Source organism: Marinobacter sp. MMG032 (genome assembly GCF_040112695.1).
GTDB lineage: Bacteria > Pseudomonadota > Gammaproteobacteria > Pseudomonadales > Oleiphilaceae > Marinobacter > Marinobacter salsuginis.
The window spans coordinates 1,285,725-1,306,368 of record NZ_CP157802.1 but is presented as its reverse complement, the minus strand read 5'-3'; the positions used below and the strand labels follow the sequence as shown (position 1 = coordinate 1,306,368).

The following is a 20,644-nucleotide window of genomic DNA, read 5'->3' as shown; positions in this document are numbered from 1 at the left end:
TTTGGCATCATTTCAGCTCTGTTAGCTTTTTGTGTAGAGGTGATATGTTCACCCCTTTAGCTACGAACCCCGTGACGCCGGAGGGTTTGCTTTCCCAGATGATCCGGGCTGCGGATTCTGTCGGGAAACGTCCAAATATGCAAGCCCCGGTTCCGGTTAATCTTGCAGGTCCGAATTGTGAAAGCCATTCCAGGCTCTGGTTAACCTCAGGATACAGTTTGCGAACTACATCCTCACAGTCGTTTCGGTACCTCGAGGCGTCTCCCTCAAAAGCGGGCGCTATTTTGATTCTCGGGGTGTTCCTTGTCAACCCTTGCTCGGAAAAAATCTTGCCAGTGTTTATGTTGCAGCCAGGCTTGAGAACAACAAACCAGTCTTCCGGCGGATTGGCATTGGTCAGTGTTTCACCAACACCTTCACCGAAGGCGGCATGGCCACGGACAAATACGGGAACATCGGCGCCCAGCCTCAGGCCGATCTCTGCGAGTTCATCGGTGCTCAGCTCGAGTCGCCAGAGATGGTTGAGTCCCAGCAGGGTGGTTGCGGCGTTGGAGCTCCCGCCGCCAAGACCGCCGCCCATGGGTAGCCGTTTGTTAATGCCGATGGTGACTCCGGGCAGCTCGCATCGGGCCCGTTCAAGAAGGGCCCGAGCCGCGCGGATGATGAGGTTGTCCTCGTCGTTAACACCAGGGACGGGCTCCGCGAGCCTTGTGCCGGGCTCTCCGGGCGTGAGGGTGAAGCTCAGATCGTCACCGTAGTCGAGAAACTGGAACAGGGTCTGGAGCTCGTGATAGCCGTCGTCCCGGCGCCCTACAATGTGCAGAAACAGATTCAACTTGGCTGGTGATGGCAGTATCAGGTCGGGTGTCATTCAGGCTGCTCCTGCCAGTCGCTCACCACCAATCGAACCCGTTTTTCTTCCTTGAGTGCGGTAATGCGGGCGGGGAGTGCGGGATAGCTGGAGAGAAAGGCCTGCCAGCGGTCGTAGCGGATCTCCCAGCCGTTCTGGCGGATGATGGCGAGGGTGCCCTGATCATCAAACAGCAGACGGTAGTCGCTGGCCGGTGATGGCAGGCCGCGAATCCACCAGGTCAGGTTCTCCAGGGGCAGTTGCCAGCCCGTGGCAGCCTCAACCAGTGCTTCCGGCTCGCCCGATCGGTAGGTTTCGCCATTTGGCAGGGTCAACTCAATAAAGCCGGGCACGCCTTTGAGGGTTGTGCTGCCCATGCCGAGAAAGGACGAGGAAAGAGCCAGGTCGTAGGCCTCGCCGTCCTGAATCCAGTGATTGATGATGGCGGTGCCGCTGTCGGAAGGTTGTCGGACGGCCAGCTTGCCCGTCAGCTTCCAGTGATCGAGCTCACCGAGACTGGCGGCGCGAGTGGTCCAGCCCGCCGGAGGCTGGTCGGTCATGCCCTCCGGCAATGGCTCGATCTGGATCGTGGTGCAGGCGCCGAGGCTGGCAAGCACTGTCAGTGTCGCCAGGATTCGGGCCAGTCTCATTCCGACTCACCCCCGTTGGTCAACCGGTCGATGGTTTCCCTGAGTACTTCGTGGTCGCTGTCCTGCTCCAGACCTTCCTGCCAGATGATCCGGGCCTGCTCTTCGGCGCCGTTCATCCAGAGTGCCTCACCGTAGTGGGCGGCAACTTCGGGGTCCGGGAAGGCGGCCCAGGCGCGGGACAGGTAGTCGAGCGAAGGTTCAATCTGGCCCTCCAGGAAGAGGACCCAGCCCATGCTGTCGAGGATGGCCGGGTTATCCGGGTCCAGTTGGAGCGCTTTCTCGATATAGCCGCGGGCTTCCCTGAGCCTGTCGGTCCGGGTGGTCAGGATGTAGCCCAGGGCATTCAGGGCCACGGCGTTTTCCGGCTCCTGCTCAATAATCTGCCTGAGGTCGGCTTCGGCGTCGGCAGTCTGGCCAATGCCGTCGTACAGCATGGCCCGAGCGTACCGTATCTCAATATTGTCCGGATGCGCTTCGAGGGCTTCCGTGGCGGTACTCAGGGCCTCCTGTTGCTGTTCCTGATCCAGAAGCAGGTTTACCTCCAGCAGCCAGAAGTTCTCTGCCTGCCGGGGGTTGGCTTCGCGGAGCCTGCGGATGCGGTCAGTGGCGTCTTCGAGCCGGCCGTTCTCGGCCAGCAGGGAGCTGGCGCGGGCCAGGGCCGGGAAATAGTAGTTGCCCTGTTCCACGCTCTGGTAGTAGCCAATGGCCTGCTCGGTGTTGCCCGCCTGGTCCTCGATGCGACCCAGATAGTAATGGGCTTCGCTGGTGTGATGGCCCTGTTCGGCCAGTTTTGTCAGTTCTTCCCGAGCAAGGTCGGTCTGTCCATTCTCAAGGGCAACCAGGGCGTGGGAAAGCCGCAGGCCCGGCGTTTCAGGGTATCGCTTGACCAGTCTTGCAAATTCATCCTGGGCAGCCTGTAATTCGCCTTCATTTATGAGCATGCGGCCGTAAAGCGTGCCCATCTGTCGGTTGGCAGGAAATCGGCGAGTGTTGGTCAGCAGGTAATCCAGGGCGCTGCTTTTCTGGCCAGTCTGATAGAGCAGGTCACCCTTGAGAATGATGGCTGGCTGGAAATTCGCATTCTCCTCCAGGAGCGGTTCAAGCCTGTCGAGCGCTTCCTGCGGCTGCCCCGTGACTTTTAGTAGCAGTGCGATGCTGTATTCGAGTTCCGGTGTGTCGGGATGGCGGCCCGACATTTCTTTGTAAAGTGCCAGCAGCTCCTGCTGTTGTTCCGGTGGCAGGTTTGCGGCCATGGCCGCCAGGCTGTCAAAGTCAGCATCGCCCCCCTGATCCATGATCCGTTCCATGTGATGGATGGCGGTCTGGAGGTCGTTTCCTTTTACGGCCTGGATGGTAGAGATCCGATGTGCCTGGAGGTTGTCCGGATCGATTTCCAGCCAGAGTTCGGCCAGCTGCTTCTGGGCGTTATCGCCGTTCAGGGACTGGGCAATTCTCATGGCCCGTTCGATAACCGCCTGGTCGCGGGACTGCTTGGCAGCTTTCAGGTAATTAACGAGGGTAATGTCGTAGCGGCCGCGCTGGGCCGCAATTTCGGCAGACAGTAACAGATAAAGGGTTTCGGGCTCGAAATCGGCGTATTCAACCGGCAGCTGTGGCCCCGTTTTCGTCTCGGTGGCGGCTTTTTCGCCAGGAGCAGGCGCTTCCTCAGTGCCGGTAAGGCTGGCACACCCTGCCAGTGTGAGGCCAAGCAGGCAGGTAACCAGAAACGGTACGGACTTGTGCATGCAACTTCCCATGGTCTGTCGAAAACGCATCAATAATAACCACGCTCCAGCCCCTTTCTTGAGGTAGATCGGGTCCCGGCCTCGGCCGAATCCCTATAATGGCATAAGCGTCTGTTCTTGCCCAACCTGTCCGCACTTGCCGAAGCGATGGCGGTTTCGGGTGGCAGCTCAGGCCGCTGACCGTTAAAATGTCCAGTAATTGCGCGTATCTGCACCGCTCATCGGCAAAGGGTTGTAAAACCACGAAATGGCACTGGTAACGCTGGGAATCAATCATCGCACGGCCCCCGTTGAATTACGGGAGCGAGTTGCGTTTACGCCTGAGCGTATGGCGGAGGCCTTTGCCGAGCTAAGGGCAACCTCTGGCGCCTCCGAGGCAGCGATCCTGTCCACCTGTAACCGGACCGAGCTATATCTGGCGGGCGATGACGACTGCGCACCCATGGTGTTGCGCTGGATGGCAGGGTTCCACGGCCTGGATGCCGCAGAGCTGGAAGATGCGTTGTATGTGCACCGGGATGGTGATGCCGTCAGGCACATGATGCGCGTGGCCGCTGGCCTGGACTCCATGGTGCTGGGCGAGCCGCAGATTCTCGGGCAGTTGAAGGATGCCTACACCCTGGCCCGGGAGCACGGCGCCAGTGGCTCGTTCCTGTCCCGGCTGTTTGAACACACGTTCTCGGTCGCCAAGCGCGTGCGGACCCAGACTGCTATTGGCGAGAATCCGGTCTCCGTTGCTTATGCAGCGGTGAGCATGGCGCACCATATTTTTGCCGATATGTCCCGTAACAAGGCTCTGCTGATTGGTGCCGGCAAAACCATTGAACTGGTAGCCCGGCATCTTGCAGATGCAGGCGTGAAAGATTTCCTGGTGGCCAATCGTACTCTTGAGCGGGCGCAGGCATTGGCTGAATCCCGTGGCGGCAAGGGCATCGTGTTGTCCGAGATCCCCGAGCACCTGGCGGATGTTGATATCATTATTTCCTCCACCGCCAGTCCACTGCCGATTCTGGGTAAAGGCGCCGTTGAACGGGCACTGAAGAAGCGCAAGCATCGTCCCTATTTTATGGTGGATATTGCCGTGCCCCGGGATATCGAGCCGGAAGTCGCCTCACTGGACGACGTCTATTTATACACGGTTGACGACCTGCGCCAGGTTATTGAAGAAAATATACGATCTCGCGAGGGCGCGGCCCGGGAAGCGGAGAACCTGGTGGCGTCCGGGGTGCAGGATTTCCTGAACCAGTTGCGGGCGCTGGATGCGGTGTCCACCCTCAAACAGTTCCGTCAGCGGGCCGAATTGCTGCGCGATGCCGAGACCGAAAAAGCCCTGCGCGCCCTGCGTAACGGCACAGATCCCGAAACCGTGCTGCGCAGTATGGCGCGCGGCCTCACCAACAAGCTCCTGCATGAACCCTCTGTGCAGGTTCGAAAGGCCACTACAGAAGGTCGCACCGAGGTGACAGAGTGGCTGCGTGAGTTGCACCAGCTGGATGCACTGGACGCGGACACGACGACTACCCCGGAAAAACTATGAAGCCATCGATCCAATCCCGCCTCGAGCAGCTCACCGACCGCTTCGAGGAAGTCAGCGCATTGCTCAGTGACTCTTCCATTATTTCCCAGCAGGACAAGTTCCGGGACCTTTCCCGGGAGTTCGCCGAGATTGAACCCATCGTTCAGTGCTTTCAGGCCTGGCAGCAATCGCTCGATGACATCGAGGCCGCCCGTGAGCTGGCGAAAGATGGCGACGCCGATATGCGGGAAATGGCCGAGGAAGAGCTGCAACTGGCCGAGCAGAAAAGCGAGGAGCTGGATGAAGAGCTCCAGCGCCTGATGCTGCCCAAAGACCCGAATGACGGCAAGAACGTTTTCCTGGAGATCCGTGCAGGCACCGGCGGTGATGAAGCCGCTATCTTTGCCGGCGATCTGTTCAGGATGTACCTGCGCTATGCCGAGCGGCGGCGCTGGCAGGTCGAAGTGCTGAGCGAGAGCGAAGGTGAGCACGGGGGCTACAAGGAGCTGATTGCCCGTGTGGCTGGCGATGGGGTGTACGGTGCCCTGAAGTTCGAGTCCGGGGCCCACCGGGTGCAACGTGTACCGGAAACCGAATCACAGGGGCGTATTCACACCTCCGCCTGTACCGTGGCGGTGATGCCGGAGGCCGATGAAGCCGAAGCCATTGAACTGAACAAGGCAGACCTGCGGGTGGACACCTTCCGCGCGTCCGGTGCCGGCGGTCAGCACGTCAACAAGACTGACTCTGCAATCCGGATAACTCACCTGCCAACGGGCATTGTGGTGGAGTGCCAGGAAGAGCGGTCGCAGCACAAGAACCGGGCGAAAGCTCTGAGCCTGCTGGCCTCGCGTCTGCAGAACGCTGAGACTGAGCGGCAGCAGAAGTCCATGGCCGAAACTCGCAAGAGCCTGGTGGGCAGTGGCGACCGGTCTGAGCGCATTCGCACCTACAATTTTCCCCAGGGGCGGGTCACGGATCACCGTATTAATCTGACCCTATACAAACTCGACGAAGTTATTGCCGGCGATCTGGACGCTGTGGTGGTGCCCTTGCAGCAGGAGCATCAGGCCGAGTTGCTTGCCTCCCTTGCCGATGACCAGTAAATCCTCACTGACCTGCGAAGCCCTTTTGCGAGATGCCTTGGCTCGAATTAAGAGTGATTCACCGAGGCTGGATGCCGAGCTTCTTCTCAGCCACGTAACCGGGCTGAGTCGGACCAGTTTCCGGGCCTGGCCAGAACGGGAGATTCCCAATGCTCACGCCGAGGCCTTTGAGGCGCTTTTGCAGAAGCGGGTGGCCGGCCGACCGGTGGCACACCTCTTGGGGCAGCAGGAATTCTGGTCGCTTCCGCTGAAAGTCAGTGCCTCAACCCTGATCCCGAGGCCCGATACCGAATGCCTGGTGGAAGTTGCTCTGGGTTTGTCGTTGCCCAGGCACGCCCGAGTACTGGATCTGGGGACGGGAACCGGTGCCATCGCCCTGGCGCTCGCCAGCGAGCATCCGGACTGGCAGATCACTGCCTGCGATGCGGTGGCTGAGGCCGTTGAGCTTGCCCGTGAAAACACCGAAACACTGGGTCTGGCAGTTTCCGTGGTTCAGAGCTCCTGGTTTTCCGAGCTTGAGGCTGGCCGGTTTGATCTGATTGTTTCCAATCCGCCCTATATTCCGGATAGCGATCATCATCTGACGGAAGGTGATGTCAGATTCGAGCCTGCCTCGGCCCTGGTTTCCGGCAGCGATGGCCTGGATGACCTCAGGCTCATTGTTGATCAGGCGCCAGACTGGCTGATTGAAGACGGGTGGCTTCTGGTGGAGCATGGTTTTGACCAGGCGGAGGCCGTCGCAGGGTTGTTCCATGCCCGGGGCTTTAAAGACGTTGAGACCCGCCAGGATTATGGCAACCGGGACCGGATGACGCTTGGGCGATGGAGCTCCGGTGCTGCGGTCCCTGATCCGGCATTAAACAGGGGAGATGCAGATGCTCAGTGACGACGAATTATTGCGCTACAGCCGGCAGATCCTGATGCCACGGTTCGACATTTCCGGCCAGGAAAAGCTGCAGTCTGCCCGGGTTCTGGTGCTGGGTGCGGGTGGCCTGGGATGCCCCGTCGCTCTCTATCTCGGTGCCGCCGGCGTCGGGACGCTGACCCTGGTGGATGATGACAGTATTGAACTGGCCAACCTCCAGCGCCAGATCGGTTTCGAAACCGCGCAGTTGGGGGAGTCAAAGGCGGAAAGCCTCGCCGACCGGATTCGGCGGATCAATCCTCTGGTATCCGTGAATGCCCTGAATCAGCGCCTTGAGGGTGAGGTTCTGGCGCGCATGGTTGCAGAGGCGACCCTGGTGGTCGACTGCACGGATAACTTCAACACCCGCTTCGCTTTGAATCGGGCCTGCGTGGCTGCAAAAGTGCCGCTGGTGTCCGGTGCGGCCATCCGTGGTGAAGGCCAGGTTTCTGTTTACGACAGCCGGCGTGAGGACAGCCCCTGTTATCACTGTCTGTATCCGGAGCAGGGCAATGAGGATCTGACCTGTTCAGAGGCGGGGGTGATTGCGCCTCTGGTTGGGATGATTGGGGCGACCGAGGCCATGGAGGCGATCAAGGTGATTTCCGGGGTGGGGACGCCGTTGATCGGGCGGTTGCTGATTCTGGATGCGTGGGAGATGCAGTGGCGGGAGATGAAGTTGGCTCGGGATCCTTCCTGTCCGGTTTGTTCTGGCTGACTTTGGTGCTGGCGGGCTTGGGAGCTTTCGGGCTGCAGCGCCTTGGAGTAGCCCGCCCCGTTGTGTTCCTCAGTTTTTCAATTCCTGAAACTTCGCTATAGCTTCTTTCCTGCTTTCTTTCAGATCAACGATCTGGCGCGGATATCCCTTCGGAATCACGCCCCCTTTCGCCCCCGGATCGTGAATCCGTTTGCGATCCAGTCTCGCTAGCTCTGGTACCCACTCCCGGATGAAATCCCCATCGGGGTCGAAACGTTCGCTCTGGGTAACCGGGTTGAAAACCCGGAAGTAGGGCGCTGCGTCGGTGCCGGTGGAGGCGCTCCATTGCCAGCCGCCGTTATTGGAGGCCAGGAAGCCGTCGATCAGTTTTGACATGAAGTAGGCTTCGCCCAGGCGCCAGTCGATGAAGAGGTTTTTGGTCAGGTACATGGCAGTGACCATGCGCAGGCGGTTGTGCATCCAGCCAGTCTGGTTGAGCTGGCGCATGGCGGCGTCGACGATGGGGACGCCGGTGTTGCCGGTTTTCCAGGCTTCGAACTTGTCGCCCGGGGTGTTCCATTCCAGAGCTTCGGTTTCCGGTTTGAAGGCGCGGTGCATGCTGACCCGGGGGTAGTGATACAGGATGTTGATGTAGAAATCCCGCCAGGCGATTTCGGTGATCCAGGTTCCCAGGCCTTCCTGGTTGCCGCCTGCGCCCTGCGCCTGTCTGCCTGCTATCAGGCACTGCCGGCCTGAGAGAACGCCGTTGGCGAGGTAAGGGGATATCAGGCTGGTGCCGTCGATTGCCGGGAAGTCCCGTTTTTCCTTGTACGCGCCTCCGCGTTCGTCCAGGAAGCGTTCGAGCCGGTCGTGGGCAGCGCTTTCACCGGTTGCCACCAGGGGTTCCGGGGCGTCTTGAAAGGCATCCGGTATGGTGTCTATCTGTTCCGGGCTTACTGCGTTGCCCCTGGCTTTCGGGGCCCGAAACAGGCCTGGATGGGTCTCGTCTATCCAGCTGCGCCAGCGTCTGGAGAAGGGCGTAAATACTGAATAGGGTTCGTCCTGTTGGGTGAGGATTTCGCCTACCGGCGCAACCGTCTGGTCCCGGTATTTGCGAACGGCTATTCCTAGCTCGTCAAATCGGTATTTGACGGCTTTGTCGCGTTTGCGTTCGTTGACACCATACTCCTCGTTGAAGTGCAGTGTTGTCACCTTGTGTTCTTCACAATGGCTCTGCAGTTTCCCGATACTGTCGTCGAAGCGGTTGGCGTAGATAAAGGACAGCGGAATGCCGAGCCGGGCCAGTTCTTCCGCCAGGGCATTGGCGTGGGCGACGACGAACTGCACTCGGGCAGGAGACCAGTCGTGTTCCTGCCATTGGTCCGGGGTGAGAATAAAACAGGCTCGCACTCCTTCGCTGCTCTCGCAGGCGGCGGTGAGGGCGGGGTTGTCGGCAACCCGGAGATCGTTTCGGAACCAGACCAGTTGTGTCATCCGTAATCCATTGTCGTCTGAGGGATTGATATAAGTGTAAATACAGCCCGGTGTTTCAATAAAATCACCAACTTGGATATTCGCCCGAGCTGCCTGATTGGATTATAGTTAAGGCACTTTTACAGCAAATCAGTCGACCGATCTCGAGGGAGTTCTGTGGCAGGAATGGAGAACAATACCGAAGGTCGTCGTGATGGCGTGTGGGCCCAGCCGTACGTTCTGGCTTCCGGCCAGACCCAATTTCATGAGTTGGGGCATATTCGTTTATGGGTCACCCTGCTGGATCAGGAATGGCAGATTCGTTCCGAAATGCTGGACCTGGATACGGACCCAGCCAGCTGGACAGAAACCATCGGCCATACTTTGCCATCTGCGTCTGTTCCGCTGCAGCGGTTCATTCGGGAAAACCAGTCATCAACCGTCATGTTCCTGCCGGCTCTCGCTAACCGGCCTACCGTCATTCGGCCATTCCAGCCACTGACTATTCCCGCTGGCGGGCGATGCACAATCTATGTGGGAACCCTGCTCTGGATGAAAGTTTGCGTCGGCGACAAGCAAACCGTTCTGACGGAGATTCCTCTGGCGTCGCCGTCCATGACCTGGGTGGGCCGGACTACCATGGAAGGCGAGCTTTGTTATGCCTCGCCCAGTTTTGCCAGATTAGTCCTCGAGGCCGTACCCAAGCGTCCCTGGCGAGCAGTTACCCCGGTCACGCTCATCAACCGTCGGGAAGAGCCCCTGTTGCTGGAGCGGTTCAGTCTGCCAACACCGTTGCTCTCATTGCACCAGAATGAGCGAGGGCAGCTTTGGACGCCCGGTGTAACGGTTGAAGTAGAGACCGATATGAATTCCGCCAGTCTGCATGTGGAGCCGTCATTGTTGGCTGCAGCCGGTGTTTGCAAGCATGTGGCGGATGCCCGTGAGAAGGTTGCCCGTGGCCGGTTGGTGCGCGCTTTTGACCGGATGTTTGGCTGAAATGGACCAGAGGGAGTCGATGCTTTGCTCGAAACAATAGAGACCGGTGTGATGAAGGTGTTTACCGATATCGCCTGGGGGCAGTGGATCAGTTCCGCTTTTCTTGTCGTGCTCGGGCTGTTTCTTGGTTCCCTGGCCGCCCGCAGCGTTGGCCGTTTCATGGCCCAGCGCACGTCCCGCCACCATACCGTCATGGTCCGGCGGCTGGTGTTCTATGTCATCGTTCTCTTGTTTTTCGTGGCGGCACTGCGGGAGGCCGGGTTCTCCCTGGATGTGGTGCTTGGAGCTGCCGGTATCCTGACCGTTGCCATCGGCTTTGCCTCCCAGACCTCCGCCTCGAACATGATCAGCGGCTTGTTTCTGCTGGTGGAAAAACCATTCGAAATCGGTGACTTCATTGAGGTAGATGCCACCATCGGCGAGGTAGTCGCAATCGATATGCTCAGCGTGAAATTGCGCACTCCAGACAACCTGTACGTTCGGATTCCGAACGAAACCCTGATCAAAACCCGGGTTGTCAATCGTTCCCGGTTTCCAATCCGCCGGCTCGACCTGACCGTGGGAATTGCCTACGCTGAAGATGTAGAACGTGTAGAAAGCCTGCTGCTGGACCTTGCGGAAAAGAACCCGGTCTGTCTCGAAGAGCCCAAGCCGTTCACGCTGGTAACAGCGTTTGGCCCCTCCTCTGTGGATTTGCAGTTCTCGTATTGGGTGCCCAAGGAAAAGGTGCTTGAGGGGCGAAGCGGTATGATGGTTGCGATCAAGAAAACCCTGGATCGGGAAGGCATTGAAATTCCGTTCCCGCATACCAGCGTGTATGCGGGTAGCCATTCAGAGCCGTTCCGTGTTCAGCTGTTGGGGCCGGAAAAAATCACTGAAAAGGATCTCCCGGATGTCGACAAAGACAGCTGAAGTTATCAAAACCATCCCGCCGACCCCAGCCGAGAACAAGATGAGTCTTGGCTGGCGTGAATGGGTGGCGTTGCCGGATCTGGATATCAGCCGTATCAAGGCGAAAATTGACACGGGAGCTCGAACTTCCTGCCTCCACACATTCCGGACCGAGCCCTACACAGAAAATGGTGAACGTCGCGTACGCTTCTGGGTGCATCCGGTGCAAAACGATTTGCATCAGGTTGTCGAGTGCGATGCCAAGGTGCTGGACGAGCGGAACGTCTCCGACTCCGGTGGCCACAAGGAAATGCGCCTGGTTATCGGAACCACGCTGCTGATTGGCGGCCAGCAATGGCCCATTGAAATGACGTTGACCAACCGAGATTCCATGCGGTTCCGGATGTTGTTGGGCCGCACGGCTATGTCCGGGCGCTCACTGATCTATCCCGAAGCTTCTTATCTTGCCGGCGAACCGGCCTTAAGGACTGAAAAATGAAAATTGCGGTACTGTCGCGAAACCGTCATCTCTACTCGACCCGTCGGCTGGTAGAGGAAGGCATCAATCGTGGCCACGAAGTGAAGGTTATTGACTGCCTGCACTGCTCCATGAACATCACATCCGCCAACCCCCAGATCCACTATCACGAGGAGGTTCTGGAGGATTTTGATGTGGTGATCCCCCGTATCGGCGCATCGGTGACCTTCTACGGCACGGCGGTATTGCGCCAGTTCGAGATGATGGGCGTGTTTCCAGTGAATGAGTCCGTGGCCATCAGCCGTTCCCGGGACAAGCTGCGCTCGCTGCAACTGCTGGCCCGGAAGGGTGTGGGTATGCCGATTACCGGTTTCGCGAACAAGCCGGACAACGTTCCAGAGTTGCTACAGATGGTGGGCGGGGCGCCGGTAGTGATCAAGCTGTTGCAAGGCACCCAGGGCATCGGTGTGGTGCTTGCAGAAACCCGCAAGGCTGCGGAAAGTGTGATCGAGGCTTTCATGGGCCTGAAGGCGGATATCCTGGTGCAGGAATTCATCAAGGAAGCCGGCGGCGCTGATATCCGGTGCTTCGTAATTGGCGACAAAGTGATTGCCGCCATGAAACGTCAGGGTGCTGAGGGCGAGTTCAGGTCGAATCTTCACCGGGGAGGCACCGCTTCACTCATTCGCATTACCCCGCAGGAACGCAGTACTGCGATCAAAGCCGCCAAAGCCATGGGGCTGAACGTTGCCGGTGTGGACCTTCTGCGCTCCAGCAGGGGGCCGCTGGTAATGGAGGTGAACTCATCGCCGGGACTGGAAGGTATCGAGAATGCTACCGGCAAGAACGTGGCGGGCATGATCATCAACTGGACCGAGAAAAATCAGAAGCCCTGGAAAACGGGCACCAAGGGCGGGAGAGGCTGACCGATGGCCCGAGCGCCCTTTGAAATTGCTGGCACCGAGATTAAGGCAGGCACCCGTCAAACCGTGGAAGTGCCGGTGGCTAAGCTCTACACCCACACTCCCCTTCACATTCCAGTGGAGGTGGTACACGGCCGCCGGAACGGTCCGGTCCTGATGGTTTGCGGCGCGATTCATGGTGATGAGATCAATGGCGTCGAAATCGTCCGTCGGGTGCTCACCAATTCGGCACTGAGGCATCTTCGCGGTACCTTGGTTGCGGTGCCAATCGTCAATATATTTGGATTCGTGCAACGCACCCGCTACCTGCCCGACCGGAGGGATCTGAACCGCTGTTTCCCTGGCAGCGAGACCGGGTCTCTGGGCGGGCGCATTGCCTATCTGCTGCGCACCCAGATCATGGAGCGGGTAACCCACATCATCGACTTGCACACCGGCGCGATCCACCGGTTCAACCTGCCACAAATACGTGCCGAGCTGAAGAACTCGGAAACTGTGCGGATGGCCGAGGCTTTTGGTGCACCGATCATTATCAATTCCGGGCTGCGCGAGGGCAGTCTTCGTGCGTACGCCGATTCACAGGATATTCCGGTGATCACCTTTGAGGGGGGCGAGGCGCTGCGCTTTGATGATGTCGTGATTGGCAGCGGTGTGAAAGGCGTGATCCGGGTTATGCGTGAGCTGGAAATGATTCCGGCGAAAAAAGGGCCCAGGGCACCGAGAAAACGGTCTGAAACCGCTGCCAACTCCCAATGGGTGCGGGCAGATATCGACGGCATCATGCGGCCGGTTGCCCGGTTGGGCCAGAAGGTGCGCAAAGGCCAGAGGCTGGCGATGGTGGCGGACCCCTTCGGCGAATCAGAAACCGCAGTGGTGTCGCCCTGCTCGGGTATCGTAATCTGCGTCAACAACCTGCCACTGGTGAACGAGGGCGAGGCCATTTATCACGTTGCCCGGTTTGACGAGCTGAGCGAGGCGGAAAAGGCCATGGATTATTTTCGTAGCAGCTATGAAGGCGATGTCGGCGACGACGTTGTTCCGGTTCACCCCTGGGATGATCGGCAGAAATAGACGGGAGGGTCACCATGATCTGGGATCAGTCGTTGATCGAATTGGCGCCTCTGCCCAGGGGCTTCCATCTCGTAACCAATGAAATCGTGGCCCAGGCGCCGGATATGACCAACTGCGAGGTTGGGCTACTGCACCTTTTTATCCAGCACACGTCTGCCTCCCTGGCGGTGAATGAAAATGCGGACCCGGATGTACGAGGCGATCTGGAACGCCATTTCAATGTCATGGTTCCGGAGAATGCGCCGCATTATGAGCATGTGATGGAAGGGCCGGACGATATGCCGGCCCATATCAAAAGCATACTGATCGGTCCCTCCCTGACCCTGCCGGTCAGTCATGGTCATCTGGCCCTGGGAACCTGGCAGGGGCTTTACCTCTGCGAGCACCGGGACCGGGCCGGAAGCCGACGTATCGTGGCAACCTTGCAGGGACGCTGGTAACCCTGCGCTTGTGCTGCCCCGATGCCGTGGAACGTGTTGGTCTTCACCCATTGGCTCTTGCTGATGGGTGGATATCCACCCATTTTCAGCCCTGAATCCTCTCCTGAATTCACTAATGCTCTGTTTTAAATAATTAATTCGGAACTGGTCTGCTCCTTGCTCTTGGGAGTACCCACCGAGGCAACATAGCTTCGTTGAGCACCCAACAAACAAAATGAAACGGGAGCATTCTCTATGAAAACCCAAGCCGTAATGGCGGTAGCATTCGCCTCCACCTTCGCCGTCGCAACCCCCGCAGCAGCCCAGGACCGTTCAGACTGGCCCACCAACTTCACCGTTGGTACTGCCAGCCAGGGTGGGACCTACTTTGCCTATGGTTCCGGTTGGGCGAACTTTGTGGCTGAAAACCTGGGCGTCTCCGGTGGCGCAGAAATCACCGGAGGTCCGGTGCAGAACATGGCGCTCGTGCATACCGGCGACCTCAAATTCGGCCTGACCACCATGGGTCCCGCCCGTGAGTCCATGGAGGGTAATAGCCCGCTGGCTCCGGGTATGATGATGGACAATGTCTGCGCCATGTTCCCGATGTACGAGACGCCGTTCTCGGTAACCGCGCTCTCCAGCTCCGGCATCACCTCCATTGCTGATATTCCGGATGGCGCGACCATAGGCTTCGGACCGGCCGGTTCCACCTCCGATACCTACTTCCCGCGCATGATGGAAACCCTGGGTGTGAACTTTGAGCGCCGTAACGGCAGCTGGTCCGATCTGGGTGGTCAGCTCCAGGATGGCCTGATTGACGTGGTGGCTTTCGCGGCAGGTATCCCTATTCCGGCGGTCAGCCAGCTGGAAGTCCAGACTGATGTGAATATCATCGGTATGACCGATGCCGAGGCAGAAACCATTATCAATAACTTCCCGGTCTCCGAATTCATCATCCCTGCGTCCACCTACCAGTCCCTGGATGCACCTTCCCGCGTGGTGTCCATGTGGAACTTCGCGATGGTTAACTGTGATGTGTCCGAAAGCTTCGTGTATGAGATCACCAAGCTGACCATGGAGAACAATGACAAGATGGTTTCCATCCACAAGGCGGCCCGCAATTCGGTTCCCGAGAACTACACAAAGAACAACGTTCTGCCCTGGCACCCGGGCGCGGCACGTTGGTTTAACGAGAACGGTTACCCGATCGAAGACAGCAAGATCAAGTAACAGTGCTCAGGCGGGGGGCGGCCTGGCGGCCCCCGCAAATTAAGACCAGCAGGGTTCTGGTCCCGATTTGCCTGCAAGCAGGGTGTGTCATGACTACCGAACAAAACTCGAAAGATCTTCCGGACATCGAAGTGGGCGAGGACCATGTGCTCGCACACAACGTGGATGATGAGCCGGTCGAAGCCAACCGTCGCCTGTTTGAAGGCGGCTTGCTGAAATTTGTCGCCATGCTGGCGATCGCCTATTCAGCCTTTCACCTGTATTCCCTTAACATAGCGCCCCTTGAGACCTGGTCGTTCCGGATCGTTCACATCGCCGGCGCTCTGGTACTGGGTTTCGTGCTGTTTGCCGGCGCCCGGTTCGTATCATCCGAAGAGGGTGGTGCCCGCCATCGGTGGACGACCTGGATCAGTGCTGGCGCCATGCTGCCGGCTCTCTATGTGTTGTATCAGACGTTCTCGTTCTGGCAGATGGTCCAGAATGGCGCCATGCGAATCCCTGCTGAACTTGAGGTGTGGCACTTTGGCTGGCCTTTGCTGGCGGCAACCGGTGCCGGCATTGTCATGAGCTGGTTTCACCAACGCGAGCGATCGGTGTTCAGCGTTCCCGATCTGGTGCTGATCGCCTGCTCGCTGGCCGTTGCCGCTTACTTTCTGGTGGTCTACAACACGTCTATGCGTATGTCGACCGGTACGTCCTTCGCGCCGGTAGGTATTTCCTTTGCCGCTATTGCGGGTACCGCCTTGATCATGGAGCTGACCCGGCGTGTTGCTGGCATGGCGCTGGTGATCATCGGCCTGGTTTTCCTGGCTTATGTGTTCGCCGGCCCTTACCTGCCGGGTTTTCTTGGCTACCCCGGTCTTTCCGTACAGCGGTTCTTCAGCCAGGTCTACACGGACGCCGGGATTCTCGGGCCAACCACCGCAGTGTCCTCGACCTACATCATTCTCTTCATTATTTTTGCCGCCTTCCTGCAGTCCTCGAAGGTGGGCGACTACTTCGTGAATTTTGCATTTGCTGCGGCTGGCCGTTCCCGGGGTGGCCCGGCCAAGGTCTCGATCTTCGCGTCCGGTTTGATGGGTATGATCAACGGCACCAGTGCCGGCAACGTGGTCTCCACGGGTTCACTGACGATTCCGTTGATGAAAAAGGTGGGCTATAGCAAACAGTCTGCCGGCGCTGTCGAGGCGGCTGCGTCTACTGGCGGGCAGATCATGCCACCGATCATGGGCGCCGGTGCCTTTATCATGGCTGAGATTACCGGCATTCCCTACACCGAGATTGCTATTGCGGCGATTATCCCGGCGATCCTGTATTTCGCCTCGGTCTACTTCATGGTGGATTTTGAGGCCGCCAAGACAGGTATGCGCGGCATGCGTGAAGATGAGCTGCCGAAGCTCAAAACCATGATGAAGCAGTGCTACCTGTTCGTGCCGATCATCATATTGATCGTGGCGCTGTTCATGGGTTACTCGGTGATCCGGGCAGGTACCCTCGCGACTGTTTCTGCCGCTGTGGTGAGCTGGTTGTCTCCCAACAAGATGGGCCTGCGGCAAATCCTTCAGGCGCTGGAAATCGCGTCCTACATGGCAATCCAGATTATAGTGGTGTGCGCCGCGGCCGGGGTTATCGTGGGCGTAATCTCCCTGACCGGAGTTGGTGCACGCTTCTCTGTGTTGTTGTTGGATGTTGCTGCCACCAGCCAGCTGCTGGCTCTGATTTTCGCCATGTTCATCTCCATTCTGCTGGGTATGGGAATGCCCACCACGGCGGCTTATGCGGTTGCTGCCTCGGTGGTAGCTCCGGGCCTGGTACAGTTGGGGATTGAGCCGCTGACCGCTCACTTCTTTGTGTTCTACTTCGCTGTGGTGTCGGCGATCACGCCACCGGTTGCGCTTGCGTCCTATGCTGCGGCAGGGATTTCCGGCGCCAACGCGATGGAAACCTCCGTGGCCTCGTTCCGGATTGGCATTGCAGCCTTCATCGTGCCCTTCATGTTCTTCTACAACAGTGCTCTGTTGATGGAAGCGGGGTGGTTCGAGATCGCAAGGGCGCTGGTAACCGCAACGTTTGGTGTCTACATGCTGTCTGGCGGTGTGCTTGGCTGGTTTGCGAGGGTTTCTGCTTCCTGGGTAACCCGAGTCCTCCTGATTGCCGCCGCGCTACTGATGATCGAGGGCGGGCTCTGGACAGACCTTACCGGTATTGCCCTGGCGGTTCTGGCCTTCGTCATCCAGAAACAGCGGAAAGCTCGCCTTGCCACGGCAGGTGTCGTGTAAAGAGGCATGGCTGCGAGGATCTGCGACAGAACAACCGTACCCTGTTAGCCAGGGTACGGTTGTTCTGGCTTCAGCCTGCCTATACTCTAGCGGCTTTCCGCGGTTGTTCAGGAACCGGATGCTATGTCCTACCGGATCGGTGCTGTTCTTGTTTTCGTTGCCACACTGGTTGTGTCCTGGCTGCTTGGAGGCTGGGTCGGATACCGGCAGGTGGAGCAGGAGAGCCTGGAAGAGTCGTTCCGTTACCGGCAGCTGGTTGCCAATGAGTTGAACCGGTATCTGCCGGTCCCCGAGTTGATGGCAGAGCACCCGCTGCTTGAACGGGCACTGACTGACCCAGGTAATCCGGACGTTATTCTCGAGGCCAACGAGCAGATGCAGCGTATGGCCACCATTGTGGGTAGCTCCGACGTTTACCTGATGGATGTAAACGGCCTAACCATCGCCGCAAACAACTATCAGCAAGCCGACAGCTTTGTCGGCAGCAACTACGCTTTCCGGCCCTATTTTTCAGAAGCAGTGTCTAATCGGGATTCGGCCATCTATTTTGCTTTGGGGCTTATGTCGGGAGTCCGCGGCCTGTACTTTTCACATCCTGTCATCGACGACTCGGGCCGTCTTCTCGGAGTGGTGGCCGTGAAGGTTCTTGTTCATGAGCTGGAATCCCAGTGGGATCGGCCTGCTTCCCTCAGGGAAGCTGAAATGGTCGTGCTGGATGACGCTGGTATCAGTTTTCTGGCAAGCAAACCCAATTGGTTGTATCGGAACTTTTCAAATGCGGGGGTGGCCCCGGACGCGGCTTCCCGTCAGCGTTATCCGGACCCCGACCTGAACCCCATCGAATTCGATAACCTGGGTAAGCCCTGGGGCTTGTCGGAGAATTCCACTGCCATCAATATTCTTGAAAACGGCGAGGTCAGAGAGTATCTCAGCGTTCGAACGCCGCTGCCGAAACTGGACTGGAATCTGCAGGTAATGGTGAGCACGCGCTCTGTGGTCTGGACCCGGCTTGGATTTCTGGTTGGTGGCACCGCGCTGTTTTTTGGTGGTCTTCTGACCTGGCTTTATCTGCGCGAACGCTACCGGCGCGAAGCTGAACTTGCCCTGCGAGGCGAGCAACTGGAGCGCAGCGTGGCCGAGAGGACCGCAGACCTGGAGAACTCCAACCGCAAGCTGGTGGAAGAAATTCGGGAACGTGAACGCACCCAGAACGAACTTCGGGAAACCCAGCAGGAGTTGATTCAGGCGGCAAAACTGGCGGTGCTCGGACAGATGTCGGCAGGGCTCAACCATGAAATGAACCAGCCTCTGACGGCCATCCAGACCTACGCACGAAACAGCCGGCGCTTCCTTGAGAAAGGCGCAAGCGAGATGGTCGATGCTAACCTTTCAGAGATCATCGTCCTGTGTGACAAGATGGCGGAGCTGACCAGGCAGTTCAAGGTGTTCGCGCGCAAATCCGAGGGCCCGCCTGCGGTGGTTGATCTCCGGCAACCGATTGATGCTTCGCTGAAAATCATCGTCGCCCAGCAATCGAGCTCAGAAATCGACATCCAGTGGCGCCGCCCGGAGGCGCCGGTGATGTGCCACGGCGACTTGATCCGGATAGAGCAGGTCATGGTCAACCTGATGGCCAATGCGGTTCAGGCGGTCGAGGGTGGCGAGCGACCGGAAATCCGGATCGATATAGAAGAAACCGAACATTGCTGGAAATGTCTGGTCCGTGACAATGGGCCCGGGTTGCAGGGCGACACCGAACAGATCTTCGAGCCCTTTTTTACCACCAAGTCGGTCAAACAGGGCCTGGGCCTGGGGCTTTCCATATCGCGCCAGATCGTGGATGCGCTGGGTGGCAGCCTGATCGGTCGCAATCGCAAGGACGGCCCCGGCGCTGAATTCGTTGTAACCCTCAAGAAGCGGGAGGCCACGGAATGACAGAATCTTCGGTAATCTTTGTGGACGATGATCCACACATCCGCCAGGCCATTGCCCAGACGCTGACCCTGGAGGACCTTCCGGTCAGCTGTTTCGAGGGGGCGCCGTCGGCACTCAAGCACATCAATGCCGAGTATGACGGTGTGGTTCTGTGTGATTACAACATGCCGGATATGAACGGCCTGGAGATGCTGGACCGGATCCGAACGATTGATGACACCATTCCGGTTATCATCCTTACCGGCCAGGGGGACATAAGCACCGCCGTTACGGCAATGCAGCAAGGGGCGTACGATTTCATTGAAAAGCCCTTTGATCATGACGAGCTGATTGAGCTGCTTCGCCACGCCCTTGAGAAACGACACCTTGCCCTCGAAAACCGCCGTCTCAAGGCCCAGTTGCGTCACCTGGCCAGGCCGGGCCCCCGGATGCTTGGCGATTCGCCGTCCATGCGGAAAGTCATGGCCACTATTGATCCGATTCTTGATATCTCCGCCAATATTCTGCTGCATGGAGAGACCGGGTCGGGCAAGGACGCGCTGGCCCGGTATATCCATGAGAACAGTGGCCGCAGTGCCCATAATTTTGTTGCAATCAACTGTGGGGCAGTCCCCGAGAACCTGATCGAGAGCGAACTGTTTGGCCACGAAGCCGGTGCCTTCACCGGAGCGGAGAAACGCCGTATCGGCAAGATCGAGCATGCCCACAAGGGCACCCTGTTCCTCGATGAAGTGGAAAGCATGCCCATGCCGTTGCAGGTTAAGCTGTTACGGGTGCTGGAGGAACAACGGGTAGAGCGCCTGGGTAGCAATCAGGTGCAGGAAGTGGACGTGCGCATCATTGCTGCCACCAAGGCCGACCTGAAAAAACTCAGTGACGAGGGCGAGTTCCGGTCTGATCTCTACTACCGTCTAAACGTTGTGAAAGTGGATATTCCGCCGTTGCGAGAGCGCAAGGAAGACGTGCCGATGCTTTTCCACCACTTCGTACTCATTGCGGCCGCTCGCTACGATCGTGAAAGCATTCCCCTGGATGCCGGCCAGGCGGCCCGGCTGATGCAGCATTCCTGGCCCGGCAATGTTCGTGAACTCAGGAACCTGGCGGAGCGCTATGTGTTATTGGGGCCTGCAGCACTGGACGAGAATGAGCCGTCGGATGCCGGCAACGTAGCGGGCCGCCAGACGCTGGCTGAAATGATGGATGGTTTCGAACGCTCTGCTATTGTCAGCGCCCTCAACGCCAGCCACGGCAGCATCAAGGACACCATGGTGCAGCTCGGTATTGCCCGTAAAACCCTGTACGACAAGATGCGCAAGCACGGGCTGGATAAAGCCCAGTTCAAGGACTGAGCTACAAAATTTTACCGTCTCGGTTACCGGGCAGAAACAAACTACGCATTATCATCAATAATAATTCCGGCGGGTTTTTCGTAGTCTTGCGGGTTTTTCCGTGCCGGGCCACCCGGCTCCCTGATTGTT

At 58.4% G+C, this 20,644-nt stretch carries 18 protein-coding genes; 14 read left to right on the top strand and 4 right to left on the bottom strand.

Features of this window, described 5'->3' with window-relative positions:
• Window positions 1-7 precede the first annotated feature (7 nt).
• From ispE to ABNF92_RS06020, 3 genes are read right to left on the bottom strand one after another with little or no spacing between them, the layout of a single operon-like run.
• Window positions 8-871 carry a 4-(cytidine 5'-diphospho)-2-C-methyl-D-erythritol kinase gene (gene ispE, locus ABNF92_RS06030; RefSeq protein ID WP_153634558.1) on the bottom strand — a complete coding sequence of 288 codons (864 nt, stop codon included), beginning with the start codon at window positions 869-871 and terminating at the stop codon, window positions 8-10.
• On the bottom strand, window positions 868-1,500 hold the full coding sequence (gene lolB / locus ABNF92_RS06025; protein ID WP_153637261.1) for a lipoprotein insertase outer membrane protein LolB: 633 nt from the start codon (window positions 1,498-1,500) through the stop codon (window positions 868-870). Before lolB ends, ispE begins: the two co-directional genes overlap by 4 nt.
• Entirely contained in the window at window positions 1,497-3,245 is a 1,749-nt protein-coding gene (locus ABNF92_RS06020; RefSeq protein WP_349343725.1) for a tetratricopeptide repeat protein, read from the bottom strand. The genes lolB and ABNF92_RS06020 overlap by 4 nt, the downstream gene beginning before the upstream one ends.
• A gap of 247 nt (window positions 3,246-3,492) precedes the next feature.
• On the opposite strand from ABNF92_RS06020, the gene hemA reads away from it, so the two are divergent.
• From hemA to ABNF92_RS06000, 4 genes are read left to right on the top strand one after another with little or no spacing between them, the layout of a single operon-like run.
• Window positions 3,493-4,782 carry a glutamyl-tRNA reductase gene (gene hemA / locus ABNF92_RS06015; protein ID WP_153634555.1) on the top strand — a complete coding sequence of 430 codons (1,290 nt, stop codon included), beginning with the start codon at window positions 3,493-3,495 and terminating at the stop codon, window positions 4,780-4,782.
• Complete coding sequence (gene prfA / locus ABNF92_RS06010) at window positions 4,779-5,867, top strand: peptide chain release factor 1 (protein ID WP_069184058.1); 1,089 nt, start codon at window positions 4,779-4,781, stop codon at window positions 5,865-5,867. Before hemA ends, prfA begins: the two co-directional genes overlap by 4 nt.
• Window positions 5,857-6,753 carry a peptide chain release factor N(5)-glutamine methyltransferase gene (gene prmC, locus ABNF92_RS06005; RefSeq protein ID WP_349343724.1) on the top strand — a complete coding sequence of 299 codons (897 nt, stop codon included), beginning with the start codon at window positions 5,857-5,859 and terminating at the stop codon, window positions 6,751-6,753. The genes prfA and prmC overlap by 11 nt, the downstream gene beginning before the upstream one ends.
• Window positions 6,743-7,489, top strand: coding sequence for a molybdopterin-synthase adenylyltransferase MoeB (locus ABNF92_RS06000; protein WP_349343723.1), 747 nt, complete (start codon window positions 6,743-6,745; stop codon window positions 7,487-7,489). The genes prmC and ABNF92_RS06000 overlap by 11 nt, the downstream gene beginning before the upstream one ends.
• Before the next feature lie 69 nt (window positions 7,490-7,558).
• On the opposite strand, the gene phrB is transcribed toward ABNF92_RS06000, so the two are convergent.
• On the bottom strand, window positions 7,559-8,962 hold the full coding sequence (gene phrB, locus ABNF92_RS05995; protein WP_349343722.1) for a deoxyribodipyrimidine photo-lyase: 1,404 nt from the start codon (window positions 8,960-8,962) through the stop codon (window positions 7,559-7,561).
• Between the two features lie 165 nt (window positions 8,963-9,127).
• Between phrB and ABNF92_RS05990 the strand changes: the two genes are divergently transcribed.
• The 10 genes from ABNF92_RS05990 to ABNF92_RS05945 all read left to right on the top strand — a co-directional run bounded on the left by ABNF92_RS05990 (window position 9,128) and on the right by ABNF92_RS05945 (window position 20,515).
• The gene (locus tag ABNF92_RS05990) at window positions 9,128-9,937 is read left to right on the top strand and encodes a hypothetical protein (protein WP_291909903.1); all 810 of its coding nucleotides are present in this window, start codon (window positions 9,128-9,130) and stop codon (window positions 9,935-9,937) included.
• 51 nt (window positions 9,938-9,988) lie between these two features.
• Window positions 9,989-10,849, top strand: a complete 861-nt coding sequence (locus ABNF92_RS05985; RefSeq protein ID WP_136630237.1) for a mechanosensitive ion channel family protein — start codon at window positions 9,989-9,991, stop codon at window positions 10,847-10,849.
• The gene (locus ABNF92_RS05980; protein ID WP_349343721.1) at window positions 10,830-11,327 is read left to right on the top strand and encodes an ATP-dependent zinc protease; all 498 of its coding nucleotides are present in this window, start codon (window positions 10,830-10,832) and stop codon (window positions 11,325-11,327) included. The genes ABNF92_RS05985 and ABNF92_RS05980 overlap by 20 nt, the downstream gene beginning before the upstream one ends.
• Entirely contained in the window at window positions 11,324-12,232 is a 909-nt protein-coding gene (gene rimK, locus ABNF92_RS05975) for a 30S ribosomal protein S6--L-glutamate ligase (RefSeq protein ID WP_069184064.1), read from the top strand. The genes ABNF92_RS05980 and rimK overlap by 4 nt, the downstream gene beginning before the upstream one ends.
• A gap of 3 nt (window positions 12,233-12,235) precedes the next feature.
• Window positions 12,236-13,300, top strand: coding sequence for a succinylglutamate desuccinylase/aspartoacylase family protein (locus ABNF92_RS05970; protein WP_069184065.1), 1,065 nt, complete (start codon window positions 12,236-12,238; stop codon window positions 13,298-13,300).
• Window positions 13,301-13,314: 14 nt separating this feature from the next.
• Window positions 13,315-13,740, top strand: a complete 426-nt coding sequence (locus ABNF92_RS05965; RefSeq protein ID WP_069184066.1) for a secondary thiamine-phosphate synthase enzyme YjbQ — start codon at window positions 13,315-13,317, stop codon at window positions 13,738-13,740.
• A 234-nt stretch (window positions 13,741-13,974) separates the two neighbouring features.
• A complete protein-coding gene (locus tag ABNF92_RS05960) occupies window positions 13,975-14,952 on the top strand; it encodes a TAXI family TRAP transporter solute-binding subunit (protein WP_069184067.1) in 978 nt (325 codons plus the stop codon).
• 89 nt (window positions 14,953-15,041) lie between these two features.
• On the top strand, window positions 15,042-17,231 hold the full coding sequence (locus ABNF92_RS05955) for a TRAP transporter permease (protein ID WP_069184068.1): 2,190 nt from the start codon (window positions 15,042-15,044) through the stop codon (window positions 17,229-17,231).
• A gap of 123 nt (window positions 17,232-17,354) precedes the next feature.
• On the top strand, window positions 17,355-19,166 hold the full coding sequence (locus tag ABNF92_RS05950) for an ATP-binding protein (protein ID WP_349343720.1): 1,812 nt from the start codon (window positions 17,355-17,357) through the stop codon (window positions 19,164-19,166).
• Window positions 19,163-20,515, top strand: coding sequence for a sigma-54 dependent transcriptional regulator (locus ABNF92_RS05945; protein ID WP_349343719.1), 1,353 nt, complete (start codon window positions 19,163-19,165; stop codon window positions 20,513-20,515). Before ABNF92_RS05950 ends, ABNF92_RS05945 begins: the two co-directional genes overlap by 4 nt.
• The last annotated feature ends 129 nt before the right edge of the window (window positions 20,516-20,644 follow it).